This window comes from Streptomyces sp. NPDC002779 (assembly GCF_042888685.1).
Classification (GTDB): domain Bacteria; phylum Actinomycetota; class Actinomycetes; order Streptomycetales; family Streptomycetaceae; genus Streptomyces.
Map to the genome: position 1 here is coordinate 303,363 of NZ_JBIAQC010000004.1, position 15,979 is coordinate 319,341.

The window sequence follows — 15,979 nt, forward strand, 5'->3', positions numbered from 1 at the left end:
CTCACGGCCTGGGCGCAGCCCCGAGGGCCGGCGCGGTGCGGCGGATGCGAAGCCTGCGGTCACCGCGCCGGGCAACACCGAGCCCCTGACGATCACGGGCTTCAGGCTGACGGCGGACGAGCAGCACGCCTGACCGACGTATCCGAAGGGCGGCAGGGGTTCCTGGATCTCTCCCAGGCGCTCGAATGGGAGAAGAGCCGAATGGCGCATCACATCGCCCGGATGGCAAGCGGGGCCTGGTGACCCGGGAGGAGTGCCCGGAGGACGGGCACGGCGCGTTCGTGGTGATCACTCCGGCCGGCCGCGAGGCCATCGAGGCGACCGCCCCGCTCCACGTCGAGGCGGTGCGCGCGCTGTTCCTCGACCACGTCACCCCGGCGGAGCTGAGGACACTGGCGCGGATCTCCGAGCGGGTCGTGGCACACCTCGACGAGGACCGGCGTGGGGGTGGCCGCCATAAGGACCGAACACCCGGTCTCAAGTACCGAGCAGCCGGTCTCAAGGACCGAACAAGGGGGAGACGGAAGCCGGCGCGGACCGTCCTGCTCGGTGGGGCCCTGCCGAACGCCACCATCACGCCGCGCCGGAACCCGCACCACCACTGACCGGCGCACCGCGGACCCCGCCGCGCCCTCGACCGCCGTACCACCCGGAACCCGCCGCGCCCCTGACCGCCGTACCACCGGAATACGACTGCCCGGACCGACGTTGGCGCACATGGTTGATGTATCAACCACCGATGCGAGGACTGAGGACATGACGACCGAGCGTTTCAACGAGTACGCCGCCCACGACGGAGTCGCGCCCGACCGCTGGGCCAGCGCCCTGCACCTGTTCGACAACGGCGTCGGCGTCCCGCGCGAGGAGACGGTTCTCGAGCGCTGGGAGCGGGCTCAACTCCTCTTCGAGGCCAAGGACTACATCGGCGCGGCCCGCCTCCTCGCCGATGTCGTCGAGGAGGTCCCGGAGCAGACCGGCCCCCGCCTCCTGCTGGCCCGCGCCTACTACCACTCCGCCCAACTGGGGCGCGCGGAGGAGCAGTTGCGCCGGATCATCGACCGCGACCCGGTCGAGCACTACGCCCACCTGATGCTGGGCCGCACCCTGGAACGCCAGGGCCGTCGCGAGGAGGCGGCGCCCTGGCTGCGGATGGCGGCCGCGTTCGCGGGCGAACTGCCCGCGGAGGACTGAGCTACCTACTGGTCGCGCTCGTGCGGTCCGCCGGTGTGCGCGAGCGCGCCGGCGGTTCGGCAGCCGACGATGGCCGGGGCCTCCTGGACCAGGCCGTCGTCGGTCAGCGCCTCGACCATGAACAGGGCGAAGTCCACCCGGCGGGTCAGGTTGCCGGCCAGCACCGGATCCCCCACATGCCTGCTCCACACGGGCAGCCCCTGGCTCTCCCCCTCCTCCAGGGAACTGCCGCGCACCACGGTCCACCGGGTGTCGCTGGCGAAGATCCGCCGGCAGGCCTCGACCTGGTCGTCGAGCTCGACGGCACGGACGAGCTTGGCCAGGACGGCGACGATCCGTACCCCGGCCCTGAACAGCCATGAGTACCGGTCCTTGCCGTCGCGCGTGATGTGCCAGCCGCAGGAGAACACCAGCCGCGCGCCCGGCCGGGCATGATCGAGCACCGCCTGGGCCGTTCCGGACGAGTACTGCCGCACCCCCCAGGGCACCAGCACCGTCAGCACCCCGTCGCACCCGGCGACCGCCTTCCGGATCACCTCGCGGTCGTCCGTCGGCCCGGGCACGACGGTGATCCGCCCCTCGAACTCGGCCAGCTTCGGCACACTGCCCTCACGGCAGACGCCGACCACCTCGTAGCCGCGTTCCAGCGCGTGCCGGACCATGTACCGCCCGAGCTTCCCGGAAGCTCCGACGATGCAGACCTTCCTCATCCGATCCGTGCCCATGGCGCAGCCCCTTCGCCGGTCTCGCCTTACGTTGTAAGGAAGGTAGCCTTATGCCGTAAGGCAGTCAATGGAGGAGGGGCGGATGCCCAAGGCGGGCAAGGCGGACAAGGACGGCGGGCGCGTCCCGCTCAGCCGGGAGCGAGTGATCCGTACGGCCGTGGCGGTGGCGGACGAGAAGGGCTCGGCCGCGCTCACCATGCGGGCCATCGCCGAACCCCTGGGCGTCGAGGCGATGTCGCTCTACCACCATGTGAAGGGCCGGGAGGACATCCTCGACGGCATGGTGGACGCGGTGTTCGCCGAGATCGACCTGCCGCCGCGCGACACGGACTGGAAGAGCGGAATGCGGCACCGCGCCCTCTCGGCCCGCGCCGCCCTCAAGCGCCACCCGTGGGCCATCGGCCTGATGGACTCCCGCTCCCGGCCCGGCCCGGCGACCCTGCGCCACCACGACGCCGTCATCGGAGCGCTGCGCGCCGGAGGCCTCTCCGTCCCGATGACGGCGCACGCCGTCTCCCTGATCGACAGCTACTTGTACGGCTTCGTGCTCCAGGAGCTGAGCCTGCCGTTCACGGGCGAGGGCGACCTGGAAGAGGTGGCGGGCGCCATCCTGAGCGACATGCCCGCCGACGCCTATCCCCACCTCACGGAACTCGCCACGGAGTACGTCCTCAAGCCCGGCTACGACTACGCCGACGAGTTCACTTACGGGCTCGACCTGATCCTCGACGCCCTTGGCGCATCAGGGCACCGGAGCCCGCACAGCTGACGCGGCTACACGGCGCCGAGATACGGGCCCTGCGCGATCCTCCGGTCCCGCAGGGCCGTCAGCCGCACGGCGAAGAACAGGGCGGCACCCGCCGCCACGATCCCCAGGGCGTCGCAGACCAGGTACAGCCGGACCGCGTCACGCAACTCCGCGAGGTCGTCGGCCCGGTCGAACCGCAGGGCGGCGTACCGGCTGAACAGGACGTGGGAGACGAACAGGCCCCACCACAGGTTCACCGGCCACAGCGGCGCACGGTACGCCTGCCCGTCGGTCGGCAGCGGCGAAGCGGCTCCCCACATGTCGAAGGCGACGCGATACGGCATCCAGAAGTGCGCGATCGGGATGAACCCGGCTCCGATCGCCCAGCCCGCGCCATGGCGGAACCGGTCCGGCGCCAGTCGGCCGGTGGCGCGCCGCATGCCGAAGAACCAGGCCAGGAACCCGAGGGCGCAGACCAGGTAGGCCCCGCCCTGGAACCTCCCGGCCCGCTCGTACAGCGACAACGCGGAGTGGAGTTCCGCCTGCGGGGCGGTGAGGAAGCCGGGGGCGCCGTCGATGACGCCGTACAGTTCCACCCCCGCGAACACGGCGAACCCGGCGCTGAGGGCCGTCCCCGCGAGCAGCACCGACAGCGTGATGAGCATCCCGTGCGAAGGGTGTGCGGCCCGCTGGGGGAGCGGGGCATGCGGACGCGGACTGTCGAACAAGGTCATGACGTGCGGCCCCCGCGAGGAAAAGAACAGGTGATGCCCCGCGGAAGATCGCGTGCGGAGGCACGATACAGCCGCCGCCGTCGGCGTGGGGCGGAAAATCCGCGGACGTATATTTCAGGTGTCGCAAGCGCGCGGAGGCACTGATGGGCATACGGGACCGGATCGCCGACGAGCTGAAAGCGACCGTGCACGGCGGTGATCTCAAGCTGGAGCGCTATGCGGGGCCGCCCGGTGATCCCGGGCTGTTCGGTATCGCCCCGGACAGCCCCGCCTGGCGGGTGCACGGGCATCCGGCCGGGATGCTCACCGGCGGTTTCGCCGCGCTGATGCTCCAGTCACTGCATCCGCTGGCGATGGCCGGCGTCGACCAGCACTCGGACTTCCGCACCGACCCCGTCGGCCGCCTCACCCGCACCGCGCGGTTCATCACCACCACCACCTTCGGCTCACAGCAGGCGGCGCGGCAAGTGATCGACGTCGTGCGGCGGATCCACACGCAGGTGCACGGGACGGCACCCGACGGGCGGTCCTACCGCGCGGACGACCCGGCGCTGCTGACCTGGGTGCACACCGCCGAGGTGTACAGCTTCCTGACGGGCTACCAGGTGTACGCCAAGCCCAGGGACCGTCTCGCTCCGGCCGAACGCGACATCTACTTCGCGCAGGTCGCCCCCGTCGCGGAGGCGCTGGGCGCGGAGCGCGTACCGCGCACGGCACGCGACGTCACGCGCTACCTGGCCGGTATGCGGCCCGAACTCCACGCGACTCCGGCCGCGTTGGAGGCCATGGGGTTCCTGCGAGGCTTCGGCCGCAATCGGCGGGAACGGCTGGTCGCGGGCGTGTTGATGAATGCCTCGCTGGGGCTGCTCCCGAGCTGGGCACGGGCCGAACTCGGCATCCGGCGGCCCGCCTTGGCACGCGCTGCTGTGGACCGGCCGCTGGCCACCGCGGTCGGCCGGGGCCTGGTGTGGGCACGCGGCCCGTCCCCGATCCAGGAGGCGGCCCGAACCCGTCTGACAGCCACGGCGAACAGCTGAACGGCGGCGGGAGTCCGCACCTTCGCCGCCGCCAGCCCACAGCTCGTGCAGCCATCCGGCCAGACCCTCCAGCCCCGCCGGAGCGATTGGCCGCAGCCCACCGGCCCCACCCCGACGCCGGTCTCAGAAGCGAGCGCGGCGTTCCGCCGCGGCATGCCACCATCCCGGCGGAGACGGCCCTACGGCCGTGGAGGAGGGCTGCTCGGGATGGAGCCCCAGCTTTCGCAGCGCGTCGGCGCGGACGCTCACCTCGAACGCACCCCACCAGTGGCCGTCTTCTCCGATACCGCAGGCCAGACTCCACCGGATCCGGTCCGGCCCGAAGGGCATCCAGTCGATACCCCGCTCACGCAGTCAACCGCGGAGGGCCGCCATCGGGTGGGGGCGTTCCGGCAGGTTGGCATACGAAGCGATGGCGATCCACTCGCCTGCGCCCTTGGTGCTCTCCATGACACCCATCATGCCGGGATCCGCTCGGCTACTCTCGGCGCAACCGATGATCACACAAGAAACGATCACCACTCAAGGGACGTCTTCGCATGCATACGCCAGCCGAATCAGCCATCCGGATCGGCGTCCTCGCTCCGCTGACCCGGCCGGGCTGGAGCGAGGCGGGCCAACACCTGCTCGCTGGAATGGAGTTGGCCGTCGGGGAGGTCAATGACGCCGGCGGCGTCGGCGGAAGAGCCGTGGAACTGCTGGTCCGGGACACCGCTGCCGATCCGCGGAGAGCCGTGGCGGCCGTGGAGGAACTGGCCGGCCTGGGAGTCGCCGCCCTGGCGGGGGAGTATCACAGCGTCGTCGCCCGAGCCGCCGCGACCACGGCCGACGCCCTGGGCCTGCCGTTCCTCTGCACGTCCTCCGTGCTCGACGCGCTCACCGAGCAACCCACGGAGTGGGTCGCGCGCCTGTCCCCGCCGCAGTCCCGCGGCTGGCGGACCTACGCCGACTTCCTCCTCGGCGCGGGACACCGTCGTATCGCCGTAACGACCCAGCCGAGCCTCTACTGGGCCACCGGCACCCGCATTCTGCGGGACCATCTCGCCGCACGCGGCGGCTCCGTCACCGAGTTCGACATGAACACACTCACGCCCGCCGCGGTCTGCGACGAACTCGCCGGGACCGGTGCGACAGCCCTCCTCCTGCTGGTCGGCCACCCGGAACCGGCCGTATCCCTCGTCCAGGCCGTCCGCCGGGACCAGCGCCTCGGCCAGGTCCTGATCGGCGCCCCGGCCGGGCAGCCGGAGTTCGCCGAATGGGCGACGCTGCTGGGCGAGGACGGCGCCGGGGTCCCCTTCCTGCGCTATCTGCCCGAGCACCTCACCCCCCTCGGTGCGCGCGTCGAGAGGGCCCTGCACGAGAGGTTGGCCCCAGCGCCCTCCTTCGTCGCCTTCGAGGGCTACGACACGATCGCCGTCCTCGCCGAGATCCTGCGTTCGCACGGCACCGACAGGAAGCGGATCGCCGAGGCCTGGCCGAGCGTCACGGTCGAGGGCGCCCGCGGGCGGATCGAGTTCTCCCGTACGGCGGACATCGGCGTGTGGCAGTGGGCCCGCCCGCCGATCCAGGTCGTGGACCGGGACCCGGCGCGACCGGATCGCTTCCGTGTCCTGCACACCGGTTGCGACACCCCGTGCCCGAAAAGCTGAACCGGTGGGCATGCGACGGGTGTTCGGACGTAGGTTGTGCGGTGAAAGATCCACGCCTTGGTTGAAGGACGGCCCCGACTCATGAATGACCCTGTGACGATGCCCGAACCGGCGGAGCATCAGAAGATCGACACGTCCGTTCCGCACTCGGCCCGGATCTGGAACTACTGGCTGGGCGGCAAGGACAACTACCCCGTCGACGAAGAGGCCGGCGACGCGTACACCGCCGTCTTTCCCGGCATCGTCAGCATCGCCCGGTCCAGCCGCGCCTTCCTGCGCCGCAACATCACGTACCTCGTCTCCGAGGCGGGCATCCGGCAGTTCCTGGACATCGGCACCGGCCTGCCGACCGCCCAGAACACCCACGAGGTGGCCCAGCAACTCGCCCCCGAGTCACGGATCGTGTACGTCGACAACGACCCGATGGTCCTCGCGCACGCCCGCGCCCTGCTGTACTCCACCCGCGAGGGCGCGACCGCCTACATCGACGCCAATGTGACGGACCCCGACCGCATCCTCGAAGCCGCCGCCGCGACGCTGGACTTCGACCGCCCCACCGGGCTCATCCTCAGTAACATCCTCGGCCACGTCGCCGATTACGACCAGGCCCGCTCCCTGGTCACCGGGCTGATGGACGCCCTGCCCCCGGGCAGTCACCTCTCCATCAACGACGGCTCGCGCGGCATCGACCCGGCCTTCGAGCAGGCCCAGGACGCCTACAACAACAGTGGCGCCGTCCCGTACAACCTGCGCAGCGTCGAGGAGATCACCGGCTTCTTCGACGGCCTGGAGCTCATCGACCCCGGCGTCGTCCCGGTCACGCAGTGGCGCCCGGAGCCCGGCGCTCCCGCCCCGGAGGTCATCGCCGAGCACGGCGGTCTCGCCCGGAAGCCGTAACGGCGCATCGGGGCATCAGCAGGTGGCGCCAGGGTTCACCCCTGGCGCCCATGATCCCGATTCAGCCGTACGAGGGATGGGCGGGGCCCAGCGCATCCCGCTTCACTGGAGGTGACAGTTTTCACCGGCCTGATCGGGAGAGACGGGACCTGTGACCCTGATGGCCCAGATCGATCCCTCCGGCCCTGCGGCAGCGGCCCAGTTGGCGTGCCTGCGACCCGTCGGGGGCAAGAACCTTCGAGGTGAACCGGTCTCCCCCGGCATGGCGTGGGCGGGACGAACCGGCGCGCGTGGACCGGGACAGCCACCGCCCCACCGAGATCGGAGGACTGACCATGGCCGCTCCCCTCACAGCAGACCGGCTGGTCGCGGCACTGCGTGCCGAAGGCTGCGCCGTCCGTGAAGTCGGTGGCTGGCGGACCAACAACCGTAACCACGTGGGACCTTGGGGGCCGGTGCACGGCGTGATGATCCACCACACCGTGACCGGGCCGAGCACGGACGTCGTGGGCCTGATCTTCCACGGTCACAGCGCTTTGCCCGGCCCGCTGGCCACCGGCTGCATCACCAAGGACGGCACCGTCCACCTCACCGGCAACGGCCGGGCCAACCACGCCGGTGGCGGCGACCCCGACGTACTCGCCGCCGTGATGAACGAGTCGTACGGCGCCCGCCCGCCCGCCACCGACGAGCACCAGGGCAGCGCGGGCGCCGTGGACGGCAACAGCCGCTTCTACGGCTGGGAATGCGAGAACGAGGGAGACGGCCGGGACCCGTGGCCGCGTGCCCAGTACGTCGCCATGGTCAAGGCCACCGCGGGGATCTGCCGTGCGCACGGCTGGAGCGCGAAGAGCGCGATCGGCCATCTGGAATGGTCGGACCAGAAGCCCGACCCCCGCGGCTTCGACATGAAGGACTTCCGCAGCGACCTCGCCGTATGCCTGGGCCTGCCGGCCGGCGTATGGGAAGGAGATGACGACCCCATGCCCCAATACGTCAACCTCGGCCTGGCGGAGCCGTACCGACTGGCGCCGGGCGCCTGGGACTCGGTCGAGCTGACCGCCGAGTGGACCGATGAACCGGGCGGCCACGGCGAGGGCGGCAGCGTCTTCGTCCGGGGCCCGGCCCGCTTCACCGGCTCCCTGAGCCTGCGCTTCGACGGCCTGCCCGACAGGTGCGTGGTCCAGGCCCGGATGTCGGAGTTCCAGGGCGCGGAGCATCGCACGGACCACCCCATCGCCGAAATCGTGGGGACCGGGGGTGACACGTTCGCCGTGGTGCCGCTGACCAAGCGCCTGGCGTCCGGCCGGAGCATGCGCGTGCGGCTCCTCAACCAGGCCGACGTGCCGATCACCGTGACCAGCGCGGTCGTCTCCGTACTCGTCTGGAAGGAAGGCTGACCCGGGCGGACCGAGCCGTCGGCGCCGCGCGATGTCTCAGGCCCGGATGGGCCGTTCGGCGTGCCCTGCCTCGTCCGCCCGGACGACGCGGGGAGCCATCCGAGGCGAACAAGCCCCGCATCGGAATTCGGCAGACCCTCGCCCCGTCGGCGGGCTACTGTACGGACCCAGTGTGCTACGCACGGTCAGTCGAGGAGGCGTCCTGTGCCATCCCCCTGCGACCCCCAGTACGCTCCCGTCGGCGATGTGGACGCCGCGCTCATGATGGTCGACTCCCGCCTCAGAGCCATCTACAGCGCCAAGACCTCGACCGACGCCGAACAGCAGGAACTGACCGACCAGTTCGCGGCGTCCTTGGGTCCCGGCGGGGTCGCCGACCTGCTGGACGGAGCCTGCACCCTCATCTACATGTACATGCAGTGGCTGCGGCGGGCGTACGAGGAGCACGGCAAGGACGTCATCGAGCGGGTCGTGCCCAACCTCGTCGCCTCGATGCGCATGATGCCCAGGAGCATCCGCCCCGAGGCCATCCCCACCATGGCCGGCCTGATCGTCGCCGCCGGCACAGGGCTGAGCCCCAACCTGTGGCGCAAGCGGTACGGGGAATGGACCGAGGACGAGATGAACCCCCTCGAAGCCACCGCCTTCCTGCTCGCGGAGCACATCAACCGCCTCACCGACGACCGTGACTTCGCCACCCGCCTGATCACCGAAGCGCTGTCCCGGGCGGACGAACGCTGACGACTCCTCGCCCGGGTGCGCGGCCCGGCGCCTGAACGTTCCGCCCTCGACCGGCGTCGTAGCAGCAGGAACCGTGTCGAAGGGACCGTCGCCATGAAGCCCGCATTCCCGCGCGCCGCCCGTACCGCCTCAACCGCCGTCCTGGCGGGGGCCCTGCTGACCATCACGGCCGCCTGCGGAACGGACGACGAGAACAACGGCCAAGTCGCACCGGCCCGAGCGGCCTGGGAAGAGCCCGCCGCGTACGCCTACACGCTGGAGTCGACGCAGGGCGAGCGCTCACTGCTCGGCAAGTATCGGGTGACGGTCCGGGACGGTGCCGTGACCAAGGCGGTCGGCCTCGACGACAGCGCCTGGTCGCCCGTTCTCCGGAGCAAGTTCCCACCCTCGGTGCTCTGCTGGCCGAACTGAACCAGGCCCGAGAGGAGAACGCGGACAAGGCGGAAGCCGAGTACGCGGCCGACGGCCATCCGGAACGGATCACCATCGACCGGCTGGAGAACGCGATCGACGACGAGGCCCTGTACGTCATCAGCGACTACGACGTGCCCGGCGCCGGTCCCTCTTCCTGAAGCCGCCCCGCACAGCTAATCAAGTTTGATTAGAATGGGGGCATGGATGAGAAGACCATTCCGATCCTTCCGTGCCGAACCCTCCCGCCCGTGCTCGACTTCTACACCGCTCTCGGCTTCGAGGTGACCTTCCAGCAGCGAAGCCCCAACCCCTACGCGGTCGTCGAACGGGGCGGGATCCAACTGCAGTTCTTCGGGATGAAGCAGTACGACCCGGCCAACTCGTTCAGTACCTGCTACGTGCTGACCGGTGACGTCGACGGGCTCCACGAGGCCTTCCGGGCCGGACTCAAGGCCGCGTACGGAAGGATCCCGACCCGTGGACTCCCCCGCCTGGGGCCGCTGAAGGACATGTCGTACGGCGTACGGCAGTTCCTCATGAAGGATCCCGGCGGAAACTGCATCCGCGTCGGGCAGCCCACGAGTGACGACCCGCACCACCGGACCGCGCCCGAGGAGACCTTCGCGCGCGCCCTGCACCACGCCTCCCTGCTCGCCGACTCCAAGGAGGACCCCGCGAGCGCCGCGAAGGTCATCGACCGTGTGCTGGGCCTGGAGGACGCAAGGCCCACGTGTGTGCAGCTGTTGCAGCTCCTCGTGCTGCGGGCGGACGTCGCCGGGCGGCTCGGGGACGACGAGGCGATGGCATCCGCACTCACCCGGGCCGCGGCCCTTCGTCTCACCGCCGAGGAACAGGACGCGGCCCGGGACGCCCTTGCGCGCCTCGACGATCTGCGATCCGGTGAAGGAGCGTGAAGCCATTGCCACCCCTCGCCGCCAAAGTCGGTTGATGCCCCGCGGGTTGTGAGACAGGCTCTGCGGCCATGGAGTACTTCTGCTACCACCGCGACCGGCCCCGCGCCCTGCCCTTGCGCGAGCAGCTGCTGGAAGAGCACTGGTCGTACATGGACGGGTACGCGGCGCGGATGATCGCCCGCGGCCCGACCTTCGCCGCCGGCGCCGATGCGCCGACCGGCAGCGTGCACATCGTCGATCTGCCCGATGCCGCCGCGGCCCGCGCGTTCGCCTTCGACGAGCCCAACTATCAGGCCGGTGTGTACCGGGACGTGCTGGTGCGCCGTTGGCGGAACCTGCTCGGGCGCACGATGTGGGACTTCCCCGGCGGCCGGGACGGCGGCAACCGGTACCTGGTGCTCGGCCTCGGCGAGGGGCAGGGCGCCGACCTCGCCGTGCCGACCGACCGAGGGAACGACCTCATCGCCTACGGGCCCCTGCTCTCCGACGACGGCTCCACCTGGCTCGGAACGGCGGTGCTGCTCAAGGCTCCCGATGCGGCAGCGGCACGCGCCGTCCTCACCCCGGACCGGTATGCCGACATCGAGGTTCATGACTGGCAGTTCGGCGGGCGCGAGGAGTGATCCGCGCGGCTTGGGGACCCGTAGAGCGTCCTGGTCACCTACTCGATGTGGCCGGTAACCGGGTCGACCTGAGCGAGGAAGTCCCGCGCGGCTTCTTCGAGTTCGGCGCGGCTGACCGGCGCCGGGGGATGGGTCTGGAAGCCGAACCCGTACTGTGGGTCGGGTCCGGTCAGCCAGCTGAGGTCATAGGAGCCGGGCCTGTCGTGCGGCTGGACGACCTCGAACTCCTCGCCGTCGACCGTGATCCGTGTCCGCTCGCCGTCGGAGGTCATGGGCAAGCTCCTTTCCCCGGCGGTGAGCCTACGTCACCCTTGGCGCAGCCCCGTCGGCGTTAGTCTTCTCCTCGCGTCGCTGCCCGCGCCGCGCGAGACGTGTCGACAGGACCAGGACGGAAGTATGTCGGGAGAGATGTCGCCCACCGGGAAGGGCTCCGGGCCCGGCTCGCCGCCCGAACTGCGCGCGTCTCATGCGGACCGGGACCGAGTCGTGGAGGTGCTCCGGATCGCGGCGGGTGACGGCCTGCTGACCGCGGACGAGCTGGACGAGCGCCTGGAGGCCGCCCTGTCGGCACGGACGCTGAGCGAACTGATCCCGCTCACCGCAGATCTGCCGCCGGTGTCGGCCACGGCCGGTGTGACCGGTGTGCCGGTCAAGGATGTCGTGCGCATCGAACAGGTCCACAGCGCCGCGGTCGAGCGCGTGGGGCGCTGGGTGGTGCCGCGGCGGCTGGAGCTCGCGGTGACGTTCTGCGATGTGACGCTGGACTTCACCGACGCCGTGATCACGCAGGACACCCTGCGGATCGACGTGGCGATGACGGGAAAGGCTCTGACGCTGGTCACGCGGCCGGGCGTCGTGGTCGACACCGACGGCCTGCAACTCATGCACAGCAAAATCAAGTACCGCCGCGACCCGGCGGACTCCGAAGCGCCGGTCGTGCTGCGAGTGGAACTGGTCGGCCGGAAGGTCCACGGGCCCGTGATCGTTCGGCCCCCGCGCCGGACACTCGGACAGTGGCTGCTGCGCAGGCCGGCGGGCGCTTGAAGCCGCGCCGGCCGGCCGCGGGCGCGCTACTCCGCCTTCCGCACTGACGCCGCCACCTCGGCCTCCACGCCACTGAGGGACGCACCCTGCTCCCTCGCGTACTCCGCGATGGCGGTATGCGCGTCCCGCTCAAGGTCCCGCCAGGCTCGCCAGGCGGTGTTGTACGTCTGCCGCTGCATCCCGGACCAGCCGCCGATGTGAGTCGCGGGCCCGTACTGCACAAGCAGGGCCTCGACCCGGCGATGCGCCTCGTCCGCGGCGCGCTGCTTCTGGATCAGCTCCTCGAAGGTGTGTGCCACTACACGAGCGTAAGAACCGTCGCCCGTTATCGCGCGCCGAGCGCCGGAGCACCTGGGTCCAGCAGCCTCGCAAGGGTCTGTAACACCTGTTACAGACCGTAAGTGAGCATGCCACTACGATCACCGCCCATGGACTGGCTCGAACGCACCGCGAAGCTCAGACAGTGGGCGAGGAACGGGACGCGCGCTCCCCATAAGCCGCTACTGCTCCTGTACGCCCTCGGCCGCTTCCAGGAAGACGCCGAGGGTGAGCTCCGGTACAGCGCGGTGGAGGAAGACCTGCAACGGCTCCTGACCGAATACGGCCCGCCCAACCGGACGACACCGGCCTATCCGTTCCACCACCTGGTCAGCGACGGCGTGTGGGAGGTGCACACCGACCGCGGACCCGGCAGCCCGGGAACCGGACTGCGAGAGCTCCGGGAAACGCGTGCCGCCGGACGCCTCGCGCCGGACCTCAGATCGGCCCTGCGACGGGACCCCAACCTCCTCGTCCGCATCGCACGCGTACTCCTCGACCTGCACTTCCCGCCCTCGCTGCACGGCGAGTTGTGCGAAGCCGTCGGACTGGAACTGGAGCCCGCGGAGACCGAGCTGCTCACGCCCGCGCGGCGACAGCGGGACCGGCGCATGAGGGAACTGGTCCTGACCGCTTACGAGTACCGGTGTGCCTTTTGCGGCTACGACGGCAGGATCGGAATGGTCCCGGTCGGTCTGGAGGCCGCGCACGTGCGGTGGTGGGCGTTCGGCGGCCCCGACGAGATCGAGAACGGCCTCTGTCTGTGCTCGCTGCACCACAAGCTCTTCGACAAGGGAGTCCTCGGCGTCGGCGACGGCCACCGGATCCTGGTCTCGCAGGGTTTCGTCGGCCACAGCCCCGCAGCCCGTGAGCACGTCATAGCCCTCGCCGGCCGCCCGCTCGTCGGTCCACAGCCGGGCATACGCCCCGTGGCGGACACCCATCGCGACTGGCACGCCCGTCAGGTCTTCCACGGCAGTCCGCGCCCAGCCGCTGCGCCCTGATCAGCGAGGCTCGCCGTACCAGCGCCACTCGGTTCGGCGGGGCCGGTGGGGGAGTTCGGTGCGGCCGGTGGCCCAGAGCAGGGTGAGCCAGGGGGCTGTGTCGGTCGGGGTGTCGGGGAAGAGCCGGGTGAGTAGGCGATCGCACAGGTCGGCCGGGGGTGTCCAGTCCACGCCCAGCCCTTCGGCGACGTCATGGGTGTGGACCAGGGTCTCGACGACACCCATCGCCGCGAATCCCTCGGGATCGGCCGCGCCGAAGATGTGATGCGCTCGAACCGTCGGGGGAGTGGTGCGGACCATGGCCGTCAGCAAGGCGCCGCAGGCTTCCAGTACTTGGAGCAGACCGGCCGGCCCCGCCTTACGGTCCGCGAAGACGGAGTTCGCGGGCCCACCCGGCCGCCGACGGGTCCAGTCGAAGGGGACGTGGGCGTCCAACGGCGGTGTCGCCGGGCCCAGTTGCACGGCATACGCAAACAGGTCGTCGGCCAGATGCTCGACGGTCTCCCAGCAATCCCACTCCAGCGAACCGGCCTTCACGCTCCAGTCCGCCCCCTCGGCCCCCCGCAGCGCGGCAACCGCCAGACGCACGGCCTGCTCGACATCGGCCGCGGTCACCGGCGCGCTGGATGATCTCTGATCTTCAACCATGGCGGGACGGTATCAATGATCAACAGGCGGGCGCCCTCGCCCGCGGCGAGGGGCTCGCCCTTTGGATACGCCACGGGGGCAGCACAGGTGGGGGCAATGCCCCGCACGCCCGTGCCACCCCCTGTGGGTGCTCAGCAGAGTCCTACGACGCGGAATTGCGGCGGACACCTCGGCTGCCGGCGCCGCGGCTGCCGGTGCCTCGGCCGGCGGTGCTGCCGCTGCCGCCCGTGCCCCCGGCCGCCGTAGCCCGGCGCCCGCCGGACGCGCGGACGGCCTTGCCGGAGGCGGCGCCCTTCGCCGTACCGCCCGTGGTCCTGGCCTCGGAGCCGCGGCCTCCCGCGGCGCCGGCGGCACCCGATCCGGTGCGCCGGGCCGTGCCGCGCCCGCCGGTCGTGGCAGCGCCACTCCCCGCAGACGTCCCGGCTCGGCGGTCCGTACCGTTCGCGGTGCCGGTCGTCGCTCCCGCGCGCGGGCCGCCACGGCGGCTGCGGGCGGACCGCTTGCCGGGCTCGGTGGCGGTCTTCCGGGCCGGGCGGGACGCCGCGGGCGTGGCCGGCTCGGGTACCGCGATGGTGACGGGGACGCCGGACGGCTCGCGGGCGCCGGTGATGGTGGCCAGGGCCGCGTCGCTGGAGGTGACGCGGGCCGTGCGGGGGCGGATGCCCGCGTCCGACATGAGCAGGGTGACGTCCCGCTTCTGTTCGGGGAGCACCAGCGTGACCACGCTGCCGGAACCGCCGGCGCGGGCCGTGCGGCCGCCCCGGTGGAGGTAGTCCTTGTGGTCGGCGGGGGGATCGACGTTCACGACCAGGTCGAGGTCGTCGACATGTATGCCCCGGGCGGCGACGTTCGTCGCGACCAGCGCGGTGACCTGGCCGGTCTTGAACTGTTCCAGGGTGCGGTTGCGCTGCGGCTGCGAGCGGCCGCCGTGCAGGGCCGCCGCGCGGACACCGACGGCCAGCAGCCGCTTGGTGAGCCGGTCGGCGGATCGCTTGGTGTCCAGGAAGAGGATGACCCGGCCGTCGCGGGCCGCGATGCGCGTGGTGACGGCCTTCTTGTCGGTCTCGTCCAGGACGTGGAGCACGTGGTGCTCCATGGTGGTCACCGCGCCCGCCGACGGGTCCACGGAGTGCACCACGGGGTCGGTGAGGAAGCGCTGCACCAGGCGGTCGATGTTGCGGTCCAGGGTGGCCGAGAAGAGCATGCGCTGTCCGTCGGGCCGCACCTGCTGGATCAGCTTGGTGATCTGCGGCAGGAAGCCCATGTCGGTCATCTGGTCGGCTTCGTCCAGCACCGTGATGCCGACGCTGCCGAGCACGCAGTCCCCGCGGTCCACCAGGTCGTTGAGGCGGCCCGGAGTCGCCACGAGCACCTCGGCGCCGCGCCGGAGCGCATTGGCCTGCTTGGTGATGGACAGGCCGCCGACGACGGTGGTCAGGCGGAGGTTCACCGCCGTCGCGTAGGGCGTCAGCGCGTCCGTCACCTGCTGGGCGAGTTCACGGGTGGGCACCAGCACCAGGGCGAGGGGCGCCTTGGGCTCCGCGCGCTGTCCGGCCGTACGGGCCAGCAGGGCGAGCCCGAACGCGAGGGTCTTGCCGGAGCCGGTGCGTCCCCGTCCTAGCAGGTCGCGGCCGGCGATCGAGTTCGGCAGCGTGGCGGCCTGGATGGGGAAGGGGGTGGTGACACCTTGCGCGGTGAGGGTCTTCAGCAGCCCCGCGGGCATGTCCAGACCGGCGAAGTCCTCGACGGCGGGCAGGGCGGGTGTCGTGTTTTCCGGCAGCCGGAATTCCCTGGGCGACGACGCGGACGGCACGGGGGACGAGACGCGCCGGTTCGGCTTCTGGGGCCTACGGGACATGCAGTTCTTTGCCTTCCTGGAAACAGCACAAAAC

The 15,979-nt window shown here is 71.0% G+C and carries 19 protein-coding genes and 1 pseudogene; 14 read left to right on the forward strand and 6 right to left on the reverse strand.

Features of this window, described 5'->3' with window-relative positions:
- Positions 1 to 123: 123 nt before the first annotated feature.
- Positions 124 to 434, forward strand: a pseudogene (locus ACFYW5_RS14135) (MarR family winged helix-turn-helix transcriptional regulator); the annotation flags it as partial.
- Positions 435 to 756: 322 nt separating this feature from the next.
- Positions 757 to 1,191: a tetratricopeptide repeat protein gene (locus ACFYW5_RS14140; protein ID WP_389417228.1), complete on the forward strand. Its 435-nt coding sequence runs from the start codon at positions 757 to 759 to the stop codon at positions 1,189 to 1,191.
- Positions 1,192 to 1,196: 5 nt separating this feature from the next.
- Here the strand turns inward: ACFYW5_RS14140 and ACFYW5_RS14145 are convergent, their stop codons facing one another.
- Positions 1,197 to 1,916, reverse strand: a complete 720-nt coding sequence (locus ACFYW5_RS14145; RefSeq protein ID WP_389417229.1) for an NAD(P)-dependent oxidoreductase — start codon at positions 1,914 to 1,916, stop codon at positions 1,197 to 1,199.
- Between the two features lie 82 nt (positions 1,917 to 1,998).
- Here ACFYW5_RS14145 and ACFYW5_RS14150 point away from each other — a divergent pair, with 82 nt between their 5' ends.
- Entirely contained in the window at positions 1,999 to 2,685 is a 687-nt protein-coding gene (locus tag ACFYW5_RS14150; RefSeq protein WP_389417230.1) for a TetR/AcrR family transcriptional regulator, read from the forward strand.
- Positions 2,686 to 2,690: 5 nt separating this feature from the next.
- Here ACFYW5_RS14150 and ACFYW5_RS14155 read toward each other — a convergent pair whose 3' ends face one another.
- Positions 2,691 to 3,329, reverse strand: a complete 639-nt coding sequence (locus ACFYW5_RS14155; RefSeq protein WP_389417231.1) for a DUF4328 domain-containing protein — start codon at positions 3,327 to 3,329, stop codon at positions 2,691 to 2,693.
- Positions 3,330 to 3,541: 212 nt separating this feature from the next.
- Here ACFYW5_RS14155 and ACFYW5_RS14160 point away from each other — a divergent pair, with 212 nt between their 5' ends.
- The 9 genes from ACFYW5_RS14160 (at position 3,542) to ACFYW5_RS14200 (ending at position 11,073) form a co-directional block, all read left to right on the forward strand.
- Positions 3,542 to 4,435, forward strand: coding sequence for an oxygenase MpaB family protein (locus tag ACFYW5_RS14160; RefSeq protein ID WP_389417232.1), 894 nt, complete (start codon positions 3,542 to 3,544; stop codon positions 4,433 to 4,435).
- A 539-nt stretch (positions 4,436 to 4,974) separates the two neighbouring features.
- The gene (locus ACFYW5_RS14165; protein WP_389417233.1) at positions 4,975 to 6,084 is read left to right on the forward strand and encodes an ABC transporter substrate-binding protein; all 1,110 of its coding nucleotides are present in this window, start codon (positions 4,975 to 4,977) and stop codon (positions 6,082 to 6,084) included.
- 81 nt (positions 6,085 to 6,165) lie between these two features.
- On the forward strand, positions 6,166 to 6,981 hold the full coding sequence (locus ACFYW5_RS14170; RefSeq protein ID WP_389417234.1) for an SAM-dependent methyltransferase: 816 nt from the start codon (positions 6,166 to 6,168) through the stop codon (positions 6,979 to 6,981).
- Between the two features lie 335 nt (positions 6,982 to 7,316).
- Positions 7,317 to 8,381 carry an N-acetylmuramoyl-L-alanine amidase gene (locus ACFYW5_RS14175; protein ID WP_389417235.1) on the forward strand — a complete coding sequence of 355 codons (1,065 nt, stop codon included), beginning with the start codon at positions 7,317 to 7,319 and terminating at the stop codon, positions 8,379 to 8,381.
- Between the two features lie 204 nt (positions 8,382 to 8,585).
- Complete coding sequence (locus ACFYW5_RS14180) at positions 8,586 to 9,122, forward strand: hypothetical protein (protein ID WP_389417236.1); 537 nt, start codon at positions 8,586 to 8,588, stop codon at positions 9,120 to 9,122.
- Positions 9,123 to 9,215: 93 nt separating this feature from the next.
- The gene (locus ACFYW5_RS14185; protein WP_389417237.1) at positions 9,216 to 9,533 is read left to right on the forward strand and encodes a hypothetical protein; all 318 of its coding nucleotides are present in this window, start codon (positions 9,216 to 9,218) and stop codon (positions 9,531 to 9,533) included.
- The gene (locus ACFYW5_RS14190; protein WP_389417473.1) at positions 9,530 to 9,694 is read left to right on the forward strand and encodes a DUF6174 domain-containing protein; all 165 of its coding nucleotides are present in this window, start codon (positions 9,530 to 9,532) and stop codon (positions 9,692 to 9,694) included. Before ACFYW5_RS14185 ends, ACFYW5_RS14190 begins: the two co-directional genes overlap by 4 nt.
- 42 nt (positions 9,695 to 9,736) lie before the next feature.
- Positions 9,737 to 10,450, forward strand: a complete 714-nt coding sequence (locus ACFYW5_RS14195; RefSeq protein WP_389417239.1) for a VOC family protein — start codon at positions 9,737 to 9,739, stop codon at positions 10,448 to 10,450.
- A 68-nt stretch (positions 10,451 to 10,518) separates the two neighbouring features.
- A complete protein-coding gene (locus ACFYW5_RS14200; protein WP_389417240.1) occupies positions 10,519 to 11,073 on the forward strand; it encodes a YciI family protein in 555 nt (184 codons plus the stop codon).
- A 38-nt stretch (positions 11,074 to 11,111) separates the two neighbouring features.
- Here the strand turns inward: ACFYW5_RS14200 and ACFYW5_RS14205 are convergent, their stop codons facing one another.
- On the reverse strand, positions 11,112 to 11,345 hold the full coding sequence (locus ACFYW5_RS14205) for a hypothetical protein (protein WP_389417242.1): 234 nt from the start codon (positions 11,343 to 11,345) through the stop codon (positions 11,112 to 11,114).
- A gap of 124 nt (positions 11,346 to 11,469) precedes the next feature.
- Between ACFYW5_RS14205 and ACFYW5_RS14210 the strand changes: the two genes are divergently transcribed.
- Complete coding sequence (locus ACFYW5_RS14210) at positions 11,470 to 12,117, forward strand: DUF1707 domain-containing protein (protein WP_389417244.1); 648 nt, start codon at positions 11,470 to 11,472, stop codon at positions 12,115 to 12,117.
- Positions 12,118 to 12,143: 26 nt separating this feature from the next.
- On the opposite strand, the gene ACFYW5_RS14215 is transcribed toward ACFYW5_RS14210, so the two are convergent.
- Positions 12,144 to 12,416, reverse strand: a complete 273-nt coding sequence (locus tag ACFYW5_RS14215) for a hypothetical protein (RefSeq protein WP_389417245.1) — start codon at positions 12,414 to 12,416, stop codon at positions 12,144 to 12,146.
- A gap of 129 nt (positions 12,417 to 12,545) precedes the next feature.
- On the opposite strand from ACFYW5_RS14215, the gene ACFYW5_RS14220 reads away from it, so the two are divergent.
- Positions 12,546 to 13,439, forward strand: coding sequence for a phosphorothioated DNA-binding restriction endonuclease (locus ACFYW5_RS14220; RefSeq protein ID WP_389417246.1), 894 nt, complete (start codon positions 12,546 to 12,548; stop codon positions 13,437 to 13,439).
- Here the strand turns inward: ACFYW5_RS14220 and ACFYW5_RS14225 are convergent, their stop codons facing one another.
- Positions 13,440 to 14,087: a hypothetical protein gene (locus ACFYW5_RS14225; RefSeq protein WP_389417248.1), complete on the reverse strand. Its 648-nt coding sequence runs from the start codon at positions 14,085 to 14,087 to the stop codon at positions 13,440 to 13,442.
- A 142-nt stretch (positions 14,088 to 14,229) separates the two neighbouring features.
- Positions 14,230 to 15,945 carry a DEAD/DEAH box helicase gene (locus ACFYW5_RS14230; RefSeq protein ID WP_389417250.1) on the reverse strand — a complete coding sequence of 572 codons (1,716 nt, stop codon included), beginning with the start codon at positions 15,943 to 15,945 and terminating at the stop codon, positions 14,230 to 14,232.
- Positions 15,946 to 15,979 lie beyond the last annotated feature (34 nt).